The organism is Streptomyces griseofuscus (genome assembly GCF_014673495.1).
GTDB classification, from domain to species: Bacteria; Actinomycetota; Actinomycetes; order Streptomycetales; family Streptomycetaceae; genus Streptomyces; species Streptomyces murinus.
Map to the genome: position 1 here is coordinate 1,557,207 of NZ_CP051006.1, position 16,084 is coordinate 1,573,290.

General features: G+C 72.6%; 12 protein-coding genes. 5 read left to right on the top strand and 7 right to left on the bottom strand.

The window, feature by feature from the left end; genetic code table 11:
• Nucleotides 1-5 precede the first annotated feature (5 nt).
• Nucleotides 6-1,310 carry a M20/M25/M40 family metallo-hydrolase gene (locus tag HEP81_RS06835; protein ID WP_037654754.1) on the bottom strand — a complete coding sequence of 435 codons (1,305 nt, stop codon included), beginning with the start codon at nt 1,308-1,310 and terminating at the stop codon, nt 6-8.
• On the bottom strand, nt 1,303-2,136 hold the full coding sequence (locus tag HEP81_RS06840) for a M55 family metallopeptidase (RefSeq protein ID WP_037654752.1): 834 nt from the start codon (nt 2,134-2,136) through the stop codon (nt 1,303-1,305). The genes HEP81_RS06835 and HEP81_RS06840 overlap by 8 nt, the downstream gene beginning before the upstream one ends.
• A gap of 247 nt (nt 2,137-2,383) precedes the next feature.
• Between HEP81_RS06840 and HEP81_RS06845 the strand changes: the two genes are divergently transcribed.
• Complete coding sequence (locus tag HEP81_RS06845; RefSeq protein WP_198422768.1) at nt 2,384-4,063, top strand: chloride channel protein; 1,680 nt, start codon at nt 2,384-2,386, stop codon at nt 4,061-4,063.
• Between the two features lie 40 nt (nt 4,064-4,103).
• Here HEP81_RS06845 and HEP81_RS06850 read toward each other — a convergent pair whose 3' ends face one another.
• The 5 genes from HEP81_RS06850 to HEP81_RS06870 form a co-directional block, all read right to left on the bottom strand.
• Nucleotides 4,104-4,640, bottom strand: coding sequence for a MarR family winged helix-turn-helix transcriptional regulator (locus HEP81_RS06850; RefSeq protein ID WP_037654749.1), 537 nt, complete (start codon nt 4,638-4,640; stop codon nt 4,104-4,106).
• A 107-nt stretch (nt 4,641-4,747) separates the two neighbouring features.
• A complete protein-coding gene (locus HEP81_RS06855; RefSeq protein ID WP_037654748.1) occupies nt 4,748-5,467 on the bottom strand; it encodes a class I SAM-dependent methyltransferase in 720 nt (239 codons plus the stop codon).
• Nucleotides 5,468-5,572: 105 nt separating this feature from the next.
• Nucleotides 5,573-8,128, bottom strand: a complete 2,556-nt coding sequence (locus HEP81_RS06860) for an ATP-binding SpoIIE family protein phosphatase (RefSeq protein WP_037654746.1) — start codon at nt 8,126-8,128, stop codon at nt 5,573-5,575.
• Nucleotides 8,129-8,281: 153 nt separating this feature from the next.
• Entirely contained in the window at nt 8,282-10,738 is a 2,457-nt protein-coding gene (locus HEP81_RS06865; protein WP_037654745.1) for an MFS transporter, read from the bottom strand.
• 185 nt (nt 10,739-10,923) lie between these two features.
• Nucleotides 10,924-11,367, bottom strand: a complete 444-nt coding sequence (locus tag HEP81_RS06870; RefSeq protein WP_037654743.1) for an SRPBCC family protein — start codon at nt 11,365-11,367, stop codon at nt 10,924-10,926.
• Nucleotides 11,368-11,529: 162 nt separating this feature from the next.
• Between HEP81_RS06870 and HEP81_RS06875 the strand changes: the two genes are divergently transcribed.
• The 4 genes from HEP81_RS06875 (at nt 11,530) to HEP81_RS06890 (ending at nt 15,939) form a co-directional block, all read left to right on the top strand.
• Nucleotides 11,530-12,576 carry an Rv2578c family radical SAM protein gene (locus HEP81_RS06875; protein ID WP_037654742.1) on the top strand — a complete coding sequence of 349 codons (1,047 nt, stop codon included), beginning with the start codon at nt 11,530-11,532 and terminating at the stop codon, nt 12,574-12,576.
• A 147-nt stretch (nt 12,577-12,723) separates the two neighbouring features.
• The gene (locus HEP81_RS06880) at nt 12,724-14,277 is read left to right on the top strand and encodes an alpha/beta hydrolase (protein ID WP_037654741.1); all 1,554 of its coding nucleotides are present in this window, start codon (nt 12,724-12,726) and stop codon (nt 14,275-14,277) included.
• 85 nt (nt 14,278-14,362) lie between these two features.
• Complete coding sequence (locus HEP81_RS06885) at nt 14,363-14,779, top strand: RidA family protein (RefSeq protein ID WP_037654739.1); 417 nt, start codon at nt 14,363-14,365, stop codon at nt 14,777-14,779.
• A 98-nt stretch (nt 14,780-14,877) separates the two neighbouring features.
• Nucleotides 14,878-15,939: a YihY/virulence factor BrkB family protein gene (locus HEP81_RS06890; RefSeq protein ID WP_037654737.1), complete on the top strand. Its 1,062-nt coding sequence runs from the start codon at nt 14,878-14,880 to the stop codon at nt 15,937-15,939.
• Nucleotides 15,940-16,084 lie beyond the last annotated feature (145 nt).

Consider the following 16,084-nt stretch of genomic DNA (forward strand, 5'->3'; position numbering starts at 1 on the left):
TTCGTCTAGGCCGTGCGCAGGAAGCGGTCGAGGACACGGACGCCGAAGTGCAGCGCCTCGACGGGCACGCGTTCGTCCACGCCGTGGAACAGCGCCTGGTAGTCGAGCCCTTCGGGCAGTTTCAGCGGTGCGAAGCCGTAGCCGGTGATGCCGAGCCGGGAGAACTGCTTGGCGTCGGTGCCGCCGGACATGCAGTACGGCACCACATGTCCCTCGGGCGCGAACTCCTGTACGGCGGCCCGCATCCGGTCGAAGAGCGGGGCGTCCACCGGTGCTTCGAGGGCGACCTCGCGGTGCGCGAACTCCCAGTCGACGTCCGGTCCGGTGAGCCGGTCGAGGGTGGCGGTGAACTCCTCCTCGCCGCCCGGCAGATAGCGTCCGTCGACATGGGCGATGGCCTCGCCCGGGATCACGTTCAGCTTGTAACCGGCGTCCAGCATGGTCGGGTTGGCGCTGTTGCGGACGGTCGCCTCGACCAGCTTGGCGGCCGGGCCCAGCTTCTCCAGCAGCCGGTCGACATCGCCGAAGTCGGCGTCGATGCCGTACAGCGCGGCGAGTTCGGCGAGCGCGGCGCGCACCGTCGGGGTGAGCCGCAGCGGCCATTGGTGCTCGCCGATGCGGGTGACGGCGGCGGCGAGCCGGGTCACCGCGTTCTCCTTGTTCACCTTGGAGCCGTGCCCGGCGCGGCCGCGCGCGGTCAGCTTGAGCCACCCGGTGCCGCGTTCCCCGGCGGCGATCGGATAGATCTGCCGTCCGGCGCCGTCGTGGAAGGTGAAGGCGCCGGACTCGCTGATGCCCTCGGTGCAGCCCTCGAACAACCCGGCGTGCTCGTCGGCCAGGAAGCCGGAGCCGTCCTCGGCGCTTGCCTCCTCGTCGGCGGTGAACGCGATGACCAGATCGCGGCGGGGCCGCACCCCCGTGCGGGCCCAGGAGCGGACGACCGCGAGGATCATCGCGTCCATGTTCTTCATGTCGACGGCGCCCCGCCCCCACACCACTCCGTCCCGGACCTCCCCGGAGAACGGGTGCACGCTCCACTCGGCGGCCTCGGCGGGCACCACGTCGAGATGACCGTGGACCAGCAGGGCGTCCGCCCCCGGCTCGGTGCCCTCGATCCGGGCGACCACATTGGTACGGCCCGGGGTGCGCTCCAGCAGCAGCGGTTCGAGGCCGGCGCCGGCCAGCCGCTCGGCCGCGTACTCGGCGGCGGGCCGCTCCCGGCAGTCGCCGCCGCCCCGGTTCGTGGTGTCGATCCGGATCAGCCCCGAGGTGAACTCCACGACCTCGTCGAGGGCCCGCGGGTCAGCCATACTGCTCCTCCACGGCGCTGGAGACGATCGTGGTGACCGCCTTGAACGTCCGGATGCCCTCGTACATGGTGGCGCTGGTGTACGCCACCTTCCGCTCGCCGACGCGCGCGACGCCCGGGACCACGGTCGCGGCCATCGCCAGATGCTCGGCGTCGAACTCCACGGCGACGGTGAACGGCCCCGCCTCCACGGGCGCGTGGCGCACGGCGAGCCGGGCGGCCTCCTTGGCGGCGGCGCGGATGTCGGCGGCGGTGCGGGCCGGGGTGCGGCAGACGGCCGCGTACCGGGACACATGGTCCTTGACGGCGACCTTCAGCGCCTCGGGCGCGTAGCCGAGCGCGTCCTCGCAGGCCACGTCGTCGCCGGTGACGAGGACGACGGGGACGCCGTACTCGGCGACGACATGCGCGTTGAGCAGGCCCTCGCTGGCGCGTACGTCGTTCAGCCAGACGCCGGTGATCTGGTTGGCGAGGTAGGTGTGGGCGAGCACGCCCTCCATTCCGGCGCCCGCGTGGTAGCCGATGAAGGCGATCCCGTCGATGTCCCCGTGCTGGACGCCCTCCACCATGGACAGCGCCTTGTGCCGCCCGGTGAGCATCTCCGTGCGCTCATCGAGCTGTTCGAGCAGCAGATTGCGCATCGTCCAGTGGGCCTCGTTGACGAGCACCTCGTCGGCGCCGCCGTCGAAGAAGCCCTGCACGGCGGCGTTCACGTCCGAGGTGAACATCCCCCGGCACCGCTCCCACTGCGGTGTCCCCGGCAGCACATCGGCCGGCCAGGTGACACCGGTGGCGCCCTCCATGTCGGCACTGATGAGGATCTTCATGGAGCGTCACGTTACGCGCTGCGGGGTCACCGGACCAGGAGAGCGGCCGAGACGCCGTGGCGGCGTCCCTCTATCTTTTGCATAATACAAAAGTGAGGGAGGAGAATCAATGAGTGCCATACCGGCGACCGAGGACGAGAAGCGCGGGAGCGGCGCGGCGGCGAGGGGCCGGGGGCCCGCGCCGGGAGGGAGCCGCCCGGCGAGACCGGTGGGACCGGTGGGGCCGCCGCGGGGGGCCTGGACCGTCCTGGTCCTGGCGGTCGTCGTGGGCGCCGGGGCGGGCGTGGGCTCGATCGTCTTCCGCTGGTGCATCCGGACGTTCACCCTGCTGCTGTCCGGCCACTCCGACTACGCCGCCTCGCCCGGCGCCGCGAACCCTCATGTGCCCTGGCTCGGACCGTACTTCGTGCTCCTCGCCCCGGTCGTCGGCGGTCTGCTCCACGGCCCGCTGGTCAACCGGTTCGCCAAGGAGGCGCGCGGCCACGGGGTACCCGAGGTGATGCTCGCCGTCGCCCAGCGCGGCGGCCGGATCAGCCCCAAGGTCGCCGTGGTCAAGACCCTGGCTTCGGCGCTGACCATCGGCTCGGGCGGTTCGGTGGGCCGCGAGGGCCCCATCGTGCAGATCGGCTCGGCGCTCGGTTCCACCCTCGGGCGGCTGACCGGGGCGGCCGAGGGCCGGATGAGGCTCCTGGTGGCCTGTGGCGCGGCGGGCGGCATCGCGGCCACCTTCAACGCGCCCCTGGCCGGTGTCTTCTTCGCCATGGAGCTGATCCTGGGCGCCTTCTCCGCCGAGGCGTTCGGCGCGACCGTGCTGGCCAGCGTCACCGCGAGCGTGATCGGCCGCGCCGCGTTCGGCGACAACGCCTTTCTGAACCTGCCCGGCTTCCACGTCGGCCATCTCTCCCAGTACGGCCTGTTCGCCCTGCTCGGCGTCGTCGCGGCCGTCGTCGGCGTGGGCTTCGCGCGCTTCCTCTACGTGATCGAGGACGTCTGCGACCGGCTGTGGCGGGGCCCGGAGTGGCTGCGCCCGGCGATCGGCGGGCCGGCGCTCGGCCTGGTCCTCCTGGCCCTGCCCCAGATGTACGGCGTCGGCTACCCGGTCCTGCAACGGGCGACCGAGGGCGGCTACGCGGCCGGCTTCCTGCTTCTGCTGCTGGCCGGGAAGATGCTGGCGACCAGTCTCACCATCGGCATCGGCGGCTCCGGCGGCGTCTTCGCGCCCAGCCTGTTCATCGGGGCGATGCTCGGCTCGGCGTACGGCATCGGGGTCCACCACCTGCTGCCCGGCTCGGCCGGCGCCGTGGGGGCGTACGCGCTCGTCGGCATGGGCGCGGTGTTCGCCGGCGCGGCCCGGGCGCCGATCACCGCCGTGGTCATCCTCTTCGAGCTGACCGGCGAGTACTCGATCATCCTGCCCCTGATGCTGGCCGTCGTACTGGCCACCGCCGTCAGCCGGCTGCTGTCCCGGGACACCGTCTACACCCTCAAGCTGCGCCGCCGCGGCATCGACCTCGAAGGCCCCGTGCCGGGCGCGCCGCTCGGCGCCCAGCATGTCGGCACCGTCATGGAGCCGCTGCCCGCTCCCCTGCCCGCAGCCACGCCGCTGGCCGACGCCGCCGGTCTGCTCGGCCGGTCGGGCCACGGCGCGCTGCCGGTGATCGACGGCGCCGGGGCGTACGTCGGCGTGGTCACCGCGCGGGCGGTGGCCGAGGCCCTGGCGGAACAGCCGGACGCGGCACCGGCGACCGTGGGGCGGCTCGCCGAGCCGCCCGCCGCGGTGACCGCCGACCAGCCGCTCGCCCAGGCCCTGCACACGCTGCTGGCGGCCGCCGGGGGCGGGGTGCCCGTCCTCGACGCCGAGCGGGGCAGGCCGGTGGGCTGGCTCAGCCACCAGGGGGCGCTGCGGGCGGTGCATACGACGGCCTGACCGACCCCGGCTTCTTTGCACCATGCAAGGGAGGCGGGGGTCAGATCTCGTGGGCCGTCGATCCGTCCACGATCCAGCCCAGCGGATGCGGTTCGGGGTCGTCCGCCCCTGGGGCCGGTGGCTCCCCGCCCGCCTCGTTGAAGGCGTTGAGGGCCTCGACGAGGGCCAGCCGCTCGGTCGGGCGGAGTCGTTCCACGATGGCGGCGATCTCGGCGCGGCGCCCGGCGGTCACGTCCGCCACGATGCGCCGGCCCTCCTCGGTCGGCCGCAGCAGGGTCTCGCGCCGGTTGTCCGGGTTGGGCTGCCGGTCCGCGAGCCCGGCGGCGATGAGCCGGTCGACCATGCGCATCGCGGTCGAGGGCGCCACCTGGAGGAGTTCGGCGAGCGCCACCAGCTTGGTCGTCCCCCGGGTCGCCAGCACCACGAGCATGCGGAACTGGGCGAGGGTCACCCGCTCCTCCACGGCCGCCAGGGAACGGGCGGAGACGGCCACCAGCAGACGGGAAGCCGTCAGCACGGCCCTGGTGACCGCGTCGACATCGTCCAGGGCGCCCGTGGGGGTCTTTCGTTCCGGCATGGGTCCTTTCTACCGCGCCCGGCCCGGCACGCTCGCACGAGCACCCCGCCGAGGCCGGCGCGGGACGGCCCCGGACGACCGGCCCGCACAGCGCGCCGCGCGTCCGGCTACCGGCCCGCGAGCACGAACCAGCGGGCCGGCAGGTCGATGCGGGTGCCGTCGGTGAGGTGTTCGGTCTGCGGGAGGACGGTGTCGCCCTCGGCGAGGACGGTCAGCCCTGCCTCGCCGAGCAGGCGCGGGATCTCGCCCTCGTCGGCGTCGGCGGGCTTGAGATGGTGGTGGAAGACGCGCTGCAACTTCGGCGGCGGGCCGGACGGCTCGGCGGCGGCGCGCCCCAGGACATCGCGGGAGGCGGGGGTGAGCTCCACGACGAAGGCGCGGCCCGCGCTGCCGATCAGCGTGGCGACGGCGGCGGCGACCGCGGGGCGCGCGGCGGGCTCGCTCTGGTGGATGACGGCCCGCATATAGACGTTGCAGTCGCCGAGCCGGTCGTGCAGGGCCTTCACTGCGTCGCTGTCGGTCAGATCCAGCTGTTCGAACTCCACGGGCGCGTCCCCGGCGGCGCGCCGGGCGTGTTCGACGGCCGCGTGCGAGAGGTCGACGCCGACGGCGCGGGCGAAGCGGGTGGCCAGATAGCGGGTCTGGGTGCCGTTGCCGCAGCCGAGGTCGACTATGGGGCGGGCCGGGTCCGCGTGCGGCAGGAGCAGCGCGGAGTGCGGCTCCGCGGTCAGTGAGGGGTCCGAGTCCCAGATCGCCTCGCCCGGAGCGTCGGAGGTCTCGCTCCAGTAACTCTCCCAGTTGCCACGGTAGTTGTCCGAAACGTTCATGCGCTCTCCCACGATCGGTTGCCGTGATCGGGATATCGCGCGGACCGGGTCGCGGGCAAGGGCCGGGAGCCACCTTCACCGGACGTACCGACGGCTCTCGCCGGTTCAGTGGGTTCCCGTGACCGACTGTTCGAACCAGACCGTCTTACGGTGCCCGGTGGCGCTCGCGCCCCATTCGCGGGCGAGCCTGCTGACCACGCGCAGTCCGCGCCCGTACTCGTCACGGGGACCGGCGGCTATCATCGCGGGCAGGGTGGGCTCGTCGTCGGTGACCTCGAACAGCAGCGCGTCGGTGCGCACCACCCGCAGCCCGATCCGGTCGCCCTCGGCATGCCGTACGGCGTTGGTGACCACCTCGCTCACCAGCAGTTCCGCGGTCTCCACCGGCTCCGGCAGCCCCCAGGCGAGAAGTTGCTCACGGACCAGGCGGCGGGCCCGGCCCACCTCGCGGGCATCGTTGTCGAGCCGCCAGTCGGCGACGTGTTCGGCGGGGATGCCGTTGAGCCGGGCCATGAGCAGGGCGACGTCGTCCTTGCGGCCGCCCCGGGTGTTGAGGGCGCGGATGATGGTGTCGCAGGCGTCGTCCATGGAGGCGGCGGGATGCGCGGCGGACTCGCAGAGCGCGGCGAGGCCCTCGCCGATGTCCGAGCCGCGCACCTCGACCAGTCCGTCGGTGCACAGCACCAGCCGGTCCCCGGGCGCGACCCTGATCCGGACCGCCTCGAAGGGGACGCCGCCGACACCGATGGGCGCCCCGGTCGGCAGGTCGAGCAGCTCGCTGCTGCCGTCCTCGGCGCGCACCAGCACCGGCGGGATGTGTCCGGCGTTGGCGAGGGTGACCTCGCCGCGGATCGGGTCGTAGACCGCGTACAGACAGGTGGCGAGGTAGTTGTCGCCGAGCCGGCGTGCCAGGTCGTCCAGATTGCGCAGGAGTTGGGCGGGCGGGGTCTCCATCGTGGCCATGGTCTGTACGGCGGTGCGCAACTGGCCCATCATCGCGGCCGAGTTGAGGCCGTGGCCCATGACGTCGCCGACCACGAGGGCGGTACGGGAGCCGGACAGTTTGATGGTGTCGAACCAGTCGCCGCCGATCCGCCCGAGCAGGGTGCCCGGGAGGTAGCGGGTGGCCACGTCGCAGCCGGCCATCCGCGGGGTGACCTGCGGGAGCATGCTGTCCTGGAGGGTGTCGGCGACGTTCTCCTGGTATGTGTACATGCGCGCGTTGTCGAGCACGAGGCCGGCGCGGGCGGCGAGTTCGGCGCCGGTGGTGCGGTCCATGTCGTCGAACTCGGGCCGGTCGGGGCGGCGCATCAGCACCATGAAGCCGAGGACGACATTGCGCGCCTTGAGCGGCACGATCAGCAGCGAGCGGCCGCCGATCAGCGGCCTGAGGTCGCGCTTCTCGAACTGCCCGGAGATCCGCTCGGACAACTCGTCGGTGACCTTCGGGACGAGCACCGGCTCGCCGGTGCTCATGCACTGGTAGAACGGGGTGTGCTCGGGGAAGGCGAAGGCCTCGCCGACCGGCACGGTGTCGTCCCAGCGGCCCGGTTCGTCATTGTGCTCGACCCACACGCGGAACATGACGGTGCTGGCGTCCGGCGGGCCGTCCGGGAAGCCCTCGCCCGCGAGGACGGCCGCGCGCAGATGGGTGCCGGCGAAGTCGGCGAAACGGGGCACGGCGGCGCTGGTGACCTCGCGGATGGTCTCACCGAGGTCGAGGGAGGAGCCGATGCCGGAGCTGACCTCGTTGAGGAATTCGAGGCGTTCACGGACGGCGGCGTACTCCAGGTCCCGTTCGGCACCCAGGGGTACGGTGCGCACGACGGGGGTGCGCTGACGCGGTACGACGTCCTCGGCGGCCTTGGCGAAGGCGCGGCCGAGACGGCGGGGCACGCCCCAGTACGGGGTCACCGGGACCCGTTCGAACTGGCTGAACTCCAGGACGGGATACCCGAGTTCGAGGACCTGGGAGACGATGCGGCCGCTGAGTCCCGGGCCCATGTTGGGCAGGATCTCCGGCAGCCGCCGTTCCAGTTCGTCGAAGGCGGGCAGCTCGGTGTGGCGGGCGAAGCCGGGCGCGATGCGTTCGGCGGTCTCGTCGTCGTGGCCGCGCTCCTCGCGCAGCCGGACGGCGTCGGCGGCGAGCACCAGCAGCCGCGCGGGTCCGGGGCCGACCAACGGGTAGGCCCACCACAGCACATCGAGACGCTCGGTGTCGGGCGCCGAGTCGCCTTCCGGGAGCGGCCCGTCGTCCGACTCAAGCCGCCGGGGTGTGGAGAGGCGGGCGCGGCCGGCCGTGGCGAAGGAGGTCTGTCCGCCGAGGGAAGCCTCCAGATCGGGGCCCGGGCCCAGGTCGTCGTCACCCGAACCGCCGTACCCCGCGGCGCCGTTCGGCTCCCCGTCGTACGCCTCGTAGGCGTCCGGCATGGGCTCGCCCCTGAGTTGGTCGGGGAGGGCGCCGGAGACCGGCAGCAGATCGCCCGCGGGGCGTCCGACGGCTTCCTCGCGGGTCACGCCGAACAACCGCCGTGCCCCGCTGCTCCAGTGGGACACCAGGCCGCCGCGGTCCACGACGATCACGGCAAGCGGAATCCGGCCCGCGTCGGTGTCGGCGGCGCCGCGCCCGGGAGTCGCGTCCCGCTCGCTGCCACGCTCCATGGCCCAGGCCCCTTCTCCCCACGGCTGTTCGCAAACGATCTGTGCCGCTGGCCACTACGGTACGGGGGCGGCCGGTGGCGATGTGTGGCAATCCGGGAATTGGTTTCACATGATCGCACCGGCCCGCGGCCCGGCACCCGGGCGGGCGCCGGGTCAGTCCTCGTGCCCCAGCTGGAGGTCCCGTTCCGTCCGGCCCCCGCCCGCGACCTGGAGAACCGTGGCGACCGGCGGGTAACCCGCGGCGATGACCGTGTACTCGCCGGAGGACAGATCCACGAACCGGAAGGCTCCGTCCGCTCCGGTGGTGAGGGTGTCCACGACATTGCCCGCGGCATCGAGAAGAGTGACCCGGGCGTCCTCCACGACCCGTCCCCCGCTCGCCCGTACGACGCCCCGCAGCACGGCGCCGCCCGCGAGTTCGACGTCCTGCCGGGTCTCCCGGGACGCCTGCACGCTGACCGGCAGGGCGGCCGGACGGAAGGCGGGCGCGCTGGCGGCGAGGGTGTACTCACCCGCGACCAGCTCGGTGATGACGTAGCCGCCCTCGCGGCCGCTGCGGGTGGTGGCGACGACCTCGCCGTGCACATTGGTGAGCGTGACGGTGGCGTCCCGCACGGGGCTGCCGTCGGCGGTGAGCACGCTGCCCGCGAGGCGTCCGGCGCCGCCGAGGACGACATCGAGCTCCACGGGCCGCTCGCCGACGGTGACGGAGACGGCCTGCGGCTGATGCCCTCCGGCGGCGGCGATCAGGACGTACGACCCGGAGCCGGGGGTGCTCAGCGCGTACCGCCCGTCGTCGCCGCTCGCGCCCCGGCCGATCTGCCGGCCGGTGACGTCGATGAGGGTGAGCGCGGCGCGGGGCACCACGGTGCCGTCGGGGTGCTGCACGGTGCCGCACACCGGGATCCCGGCGGCGTACGAACGCGGGTGCGGGAGGGAGGTGTGCGCGCTGTCGGGGTCGGATTCGGTGGCGTGGTGGGACACCAGGGGTTTCTCCTTGAGGAAGAAGGCGATGAGGAGGCCGAGGACGAGCACCGGGACCAGGTACAGGAAGATCCGGGGCATGGCGTCGGCGTACGCGCGGACGTAGGCGTCGCGCAGGGCCTGGGGCAGGGCGTGGACCAGCTGCGGGGTGAGCGACTCGGGGTCGGGCAGCCGGGCACCGGCGCGCGGGGGGAGTTCCCGGCGCAGGGCGTGGGCGAGCCGGTTCGCGAAGAGGGTGCCGAAGACGGCGGCGCCGACGCTGCCGCCGATCTGCCGGAAGTAGTTGTTGGCGCTGGTGGCGGTGCCGAGGTCGGCGGGGCGCGCCGAGTTCTGCACGGCGAGGACGAGGACGGGCATCACCAGGCCGATACCCGCGCCGAGCACGGCCATCCAGATGCTGTACTGGAGCCGGGAGGTGTCGGCGTCGAGGCGGGACAGCAGCCACATGCCGGCGACCGAGACGGCGCCGCCGAGCACGGGATAGATCTTGTAGCGCCCGGTGTGGCTGATGAGCTGGCCGGAGAGCAGGGAGGCCACCACGATGCCGGCCGTCATGGGCAGCATCAGCAGCCCGGAGCCGGTGGCGCTGGCCCCGTCGACCATCTGGAAGAAGGTCGGCAGATAGCTGGCCGCGCCGAACAGGGCGACACCGATGACGAGGCCGACCAGAGCGGTGACGTTGAAGACGGAGTCGCGGAACAGCCGCAGCGGGATGAGGGGTTCGGCGGCGAAGCGCTCGGCGACCAGGAAGAGCACGGTGGCGGCGAGCGCGCCCGCGCCGAGGCCGAGGATCTGCCGGGACCCCCACGCGTACTCGGTGCCGCCCCAACTGGTCAGCAGCACCAGGCACGTCGACGCGGCGGCCAGCAGCAGGGAGCCCAACACGTCCAGGCGACCGCGCACTTCGGGCCTGGGCAGCTTGAGGACGGTGGCGACCAAGGCGAACGTGACCAGTCCGAAGGGGACGTTGACGTAGAAGCACCAGCGCCAGGAGAGATGGTCGGTGAAGTAGCCGCCGAGCAGGGGGCCGGCGACGGAGGCGACGCCGAAGGCCGCGCCGATCAGGCCCATGTAGCGGCCGCGCTGGCGGGGCGGCACGATGTCGGCGATGATCGCCTGCACACCGATCATGAGCCCGCCCGCGCCGACGCCCTGGAGCGCGCGGTAGCCGATCAACTGGTCCATGCTGCCCGCCCGTCCGGCGAGCGCGGAGCCGAGGACGAAGACCGCGATGGCGAACAGGAAGACGCCCTTGCGGCCGAAGAGGTCGCCGAGCTTTCCGTACAGCGGCAGGCCCACGGTGGAGGTCAGCAGATAGGCGGTGATCGCCCAGGACATCCGGTCCAGGCCGTGGAGTTCGCCGACCACCTTGGGCAGGGCGGTGGCGACGATCATCTGGTCGAGGGCGGCCAGCAGCATCGCCAGCATCAGCCCGAGGAAGACCAGCCGCACCCGGCGCGGGCTCAGCCCGGCGGCGGGGCCGGGCGCCGGAGCCCCGGGGCCGCCCGCCGTGCTGTGCTCCGCGCCGTCCGCCGGGGGCTTTGCCGGGGCGCCCTCGGCGGGTGCCTTCCGGGCCGTGGGCAGCAGCACGAGCGTGTCGTGATCCACCAGAGTCGTCCCGCCCACGTGCCGCTCCCCTCGTCGCCGTCAACGCGGCTGCCGTACCCGTGCAATTTCTCGCGCGAGGCGACAACTACGAACAACAGCGGTGGGTTACGGGGCGGTTCCCGGTGGACGGGACTTCCACTCGAACCGGTGAAGGGGCGACCCCTGAGAGGGCCCAACGCCCCTTCACCGCGCGGAGGTTGGGACTACTTCTCGACCTCGGTGGCGAGCCGGGCGAGCACGGCGTCGTAGATACGGCCGAGGCCCTTGGGGGCGAAGGTCCGCTCGAAGAAGCCGCCGATGCCGCCGGCGCCCTTCCAGGTGCTGGTGACGACGACGCGGGCCTTGCCCTCGCCGGCGGGGGTGACGCGCCAGGTGGTCACCATGGAGGAGTTGCGGTCCTTCTCGACCAGTTCGCCGTCGGTGGGCTCGCTCACCTCCAGCAGGCAGTCACGCACCCGCTTGCTGGTGGCCTGGAGTTTCCAGTGGACGAGGGTGCCCTCGCCGTCGCCGCCCTCGCGCACCTCGTACTCGCTGAACTGCTCGGGCAGCAGCTTCTGCCGGGTGCCGCGGTAGTCGGCGAGGGCGTCGAGCACCTTCTCCGCGTCCGCCGCGACGACCCGCTCCGTAGTGGCCTCGACCTGCGCCATTGCGTTCCTCCAGGACCTGATTGCTCGGGGTTGGGAAAAGCCAACCACCCCGGGTCCCGGCCGCCCAAATCGGGGGGTGTGTCGGGGTGCGGCTCCGGGTGCGCACGATCATGGGAACAGATGTTCTATTGTGGCGGCGAGTGCTACCGAGGAGGACGGCTCATGCGCTGGGACAACCTCACCGACGAGCCCGTCGAACACGGCCGGACCCCCGACGCCGCGCTGTTCGGCGCGGACGCCGTGACCACCCGTACGTTCGACACGCCCGAGTTCCGCGGGATCACCTTCCACGAGGTCCGGGCGCGCTCGGTGCTCAACCGGGTGCCGGGCGCCTCGCGGATGCCGTTCGAGTGGACGGTGAACCCGTACCGGGGCTGCTCGCACGCGTGTGTGTACTGCTTCGCGCGCAAGACGCACGGCTATCTGGATCTGGACACGGGCATCGGTTTCGACACCCAGATCGTGGTCAAGGTGAACGCCCCTGAGGTGCTGCGCCGCCAGCTGGGCTCCGGCCGCTGGCGCGGCGACCATGTGGCGATGGGCACGAACGTCGACTGCTACCAGCGCGCCGAGGGCCGCTACCGGCTGATGCCGGGCGTCATCTCCGCCCTCACCGAGCACGCGAACCCGTTCTCGATCCTGACCAAGGGCACGCTCATCCTGCGCGATCTGGACCTGCTGGTGCGCGCGGCCGAGGTGACGGACGTCGGGATCTCGGTCTCGGTCGGCTTCCTGGACAGCGAGCTGTGGCGCACCGTGGAGCCGGGCACGCCCGCGCCCGAGCGGCGGCTGGACGTCGTACGCGCCCTCGGCGAGCACGGCATCGGCTGCGGTGTCCTGATGGCGCCGGTGATCCCGTTCCTGAGCGATGACCCGGAGCAGCTGCGGGCGACCGTCGCGGCCATCGCGGCGGCCGGGGCGACCTCGGTGACCCCGCTGGTGCTGCATCTGCGGCCCGGCGCGCGGGAGTGGTTCATGGCCTGGCTGGCCGAGCACCACCCGTATCTGGTGCGCCGCTACGAGCGGATGTACGCCGGCGGGTCCTACGCGCCGACCTGGTACCAGCGCCGGATCACCCGTCAGGTGCACGAGCTGGCGCGGGAGTACGGCATCGGGCCCACGCGCGCGGGCGCGTCCCGCCGGATCCGCCCGGCACGGCCCGCGCCGGTGCCCGAGGCGGCCGAGCCGACGCAGCTCACGCTGATGTGAGGCCCCCCGCGGGAGCGTTCGAGGGCTTCGCGCGGGCAATAGGGTCAACTATCGGCGCAACACGTTCTCCAGGGGCCCCGCATCGGGACGATGCGGCGAGGACCGCGATCGCGCGGTCCGCTCGACCTCTCCGTCCCGGGAGGACCCATGAGAAGACGCGCAGCCGTGCTGTGCGCGGCCGCCGCCGTCCTGGCGGGCTCGGTCACCGGAGCCCCGGCGCGGGCCGCCGCGCCCGCGCCGCTCACCTGGAAGAAGTGCGCCACCGACGACTACCCGACGCTGGAGTGCGCGTCGCTGAAGGTGCCGCTGGACCACGCGAACCCGGCGGGCCGCCAGATCACGCTCGCCCTGTCCCGCGTCCCGCACACCGCGGCGGCCTCCCAGGGCCCGCTGCTGGTCAACCCCGGCGGCCCCGGCGGCAGCGGGCTCACGCTCGCCGGGTTCGTGGCCTCGGCGCTGCCGAAGGCCGTGGCGGCGCGGTACGACGTCATCGGCTTCGACCCGCGCGGGGTCGGCCGCAGCAGCCCGGCCCTCGACTGCGTGCCCGGCCATTTCAAGCCGGTGCGTCCGGACACCGTGCCGGACACAGCCGCGCTCGAACAGGCGAACCTGGGGCGCGCGCGGTCCTTCGCCGCGGAGTGCGGCAAACGGTACGGCGACGTACTGCCGTACATGGACACCGTCAGCAGCGCGCAGGACATGGACAGCATCCGCGAGGCCCTCGGCACGTCCCGGATCAGCTACTTCGGCTACTCGTACGGCACCTACCTCGGCGCGGTGTACGCCAAGCTGCACCCCGAGCGGGTCCGCAGGCTGGTGCTGGACTCGATCGTCGATCCGACCGGGGTCTGGTACGCGGACAACATCGGCCAGGAGCGGGCCTTCGACGACCGGCACCGCGCGCTGATGGCCTGGATCGCCAAGTACGACGCGACGTACGGGCTCGGCAAGGACCCCGCGAAGGTCGAGGCCGACTGGTACGCGATGCGCGCGGCCCTGGCGAAGAAGCCGGCCGGGGGGAAGGTGGGCGCGGCCGAGCTGGAGGACACGTTCATCCCCGGCGGCTACTACAACGGCTACTGGCCGTATCTCGCCGAGGCGTTCGCCTCCTACGTCCATGACAAGAAGACCGAGCCGCTGGTGGAGGTGTACGAGGACTTCGCCGGGGTGGACTCCTCCGGCGACAACGGCTACAGCGTGTACACGGCCGTGCAGTGCGGGGACACCGCCTGGCCGCGCGACTGGGCGCGCTGGCGGCAGGACGCCGACGCGGTGTACGGGAAGTCGCCGTTCATGGCCTGGAACAACACCTGGTACAACGCGCCGTGCATGTACTGGCCGACGGGTCGCGCCCAGCAGCCGAGCGTGGCCAACGCCGAGCTGCCGCCGACGCTGCTCTTCCAGGCCACGGACGACGCGGCCACCCCGTACGCCGGCGGCGTCGCGGCCCACCGGCTGCTGACCGGCTCCAGCCTGGTGGTCGAACAGGGCGGCGGGAACCACGGCATCACCCTGAGCGGCAACGCGTGCCTGGACGGCTACCTCGCCGCCTACCTGGCCGACGGCAAGGTCCCCCGCTCCTCCGGCCCGGCCGACGCGGTCTGCGCCAAGTCCCCGGACCCGACGCCGCTGGCGTCCAAGGCGGCGTCGACGGCCTCGCGCGGCTCGATCCTGCACGGCCTGCTGGGGTTCCGGAGCTGAGGGTGCCGCAGGGGGGCGGCCGGGGCATCGCCAAGTGACCCGCTCCGCGCGGGCGTTGTCGGTGGGGTGGTCCATGATGGGGTTCATGAGCGAACCGATCAGGATCAGCGCCCCCGCGGGTGTCGCGCCGGCGGCGCAGTACAGCCATGTGGTGACGGCGACGGGCCGCCTCGTCGCCGTCTCCGGCCAGCTGGCCCTGGACGAGGACGGCAAGCTGGTCGGCCCCGGCGACCCGGCGGCCCAGGCCCGCCAGGTCTTCGAGAACCTGGACCGCTGTCTGACCGCGGCGGGCGCGGGGTTCGAGCATGTGGTGAAGCTGACGTACTTCGTCACCGACATGGCCCATATGCCGGCCGTTCGCGCCGCCCGTAGCGCCCACATACCCGACGACCGCCTCCCGGCCTCCTCCGCGATCCAGGTGGCCGGCCTGGTCTCCCCGGACTTCTTGATGGAGATCGAGGCACTGGCAGTGCTCCCGGACACCGGGCCCACCACGGCCTGACCCCGGCGCCGCCCGCCCCGGCCGAGCCCCCGCCGCCGACCGGGGCAACCTCCGCTTTGCCCCATGACTCCGCGCCGACTTCGGGGTACTCGCCCCCCATGGAGAAACCGCATCTTCCAGGACGCAGGGACCGTGACGGCGGCGAGCCAGACGCTCGGGTGCCGTCGCCCGAGGAGGCCGGGCCGGGGCGGGAGGTGGAGGAGAGGGCGCCGCGGTCGCCGACACAGCTGCCGAAGGCCGCGTGGAGAGCCGTGCTCAAGGGGAGCCTCAAGGAGTTCAAGAAGGACGAGCTGACCGACCGGGCCGCGGCGCTGACCTACTACTCGGTGCTCGCCCTGTTCCCCGCGCTGCTGGTGCTGCTGGCGCTGCTCGGCATCACCGGGCGTTCGACCACCGACCGGCTGCTGCACAGCATCCGGCAGCTCGCCCCCGGCTCGGCGCGGGACGTGCTCACCCGCACCGTGGAGCAGTTGCAGAACAGCGCCGGGACCGGCTCGATCCTGGCGATCGTGGGCATCGTGCTGGCCCTGTGGTCGGCGTCCGGATATGTCGCCGCCTTCATCCGCACCGCGAACGCCGTCTACGACGTGCCGGAGGGCCGCCCGATCTGGAAGGTGCTGCCGGTACGCCTCGGCGTCACCGTGGTGCTGATGCTGATCGCGCTGGTCTGCTCCGTGATCGTGGTCTTCAGCGGCGGCCTGGCCCGGCACGTCGGGCAGTCGCTGCACATGGGGGACGCCGCGCTCACCGCCTGGTCGATCGCCAAGTGGCCGGTGCTGGTCCTCCTGGTCGTCCTGATGATCGCCGTTCTGTACTGGGCCTGCCCGAACGCCAAGGTCAGGGGCTTTCGGTGGATCACCCCGGGCAGCCTTCTGGCCCTGCTCATCTGGATGGCGGCCTCCGCCGGCTTCGCGCTCTATGTGGCGAACTTCTCGTCGTACAACAAGACCTACGGCGCCATGGCCGGCGTCATCATCTTCCTGATCTGGCTCTGGATCACCAATCTGGCGATCCTCTTGGGCCTGGAGTTCGACGCCGAGACCGCCCGGCAGCGGGCCATCGCCGGTGGCTATCCGCCCGAGTCCGACGCGCCGTACGCCGAGCCCCGGGACACCGCGGCATGGGACCAGGACGATGTCCGCCGTATGAAAGACAGCTGATCGCCGCCCGCGCGCCGGATGCGCGGGGGCGGCGCGCGGGGCATGCCCCCACTGCTCCTTGCCCACTCCCCCGGGCGCCTGTCAACCTCGACCTCGGGCCACTGTGCGCATGGTGTGTCAGCGATCAGTGACATCGCGCAGTCGG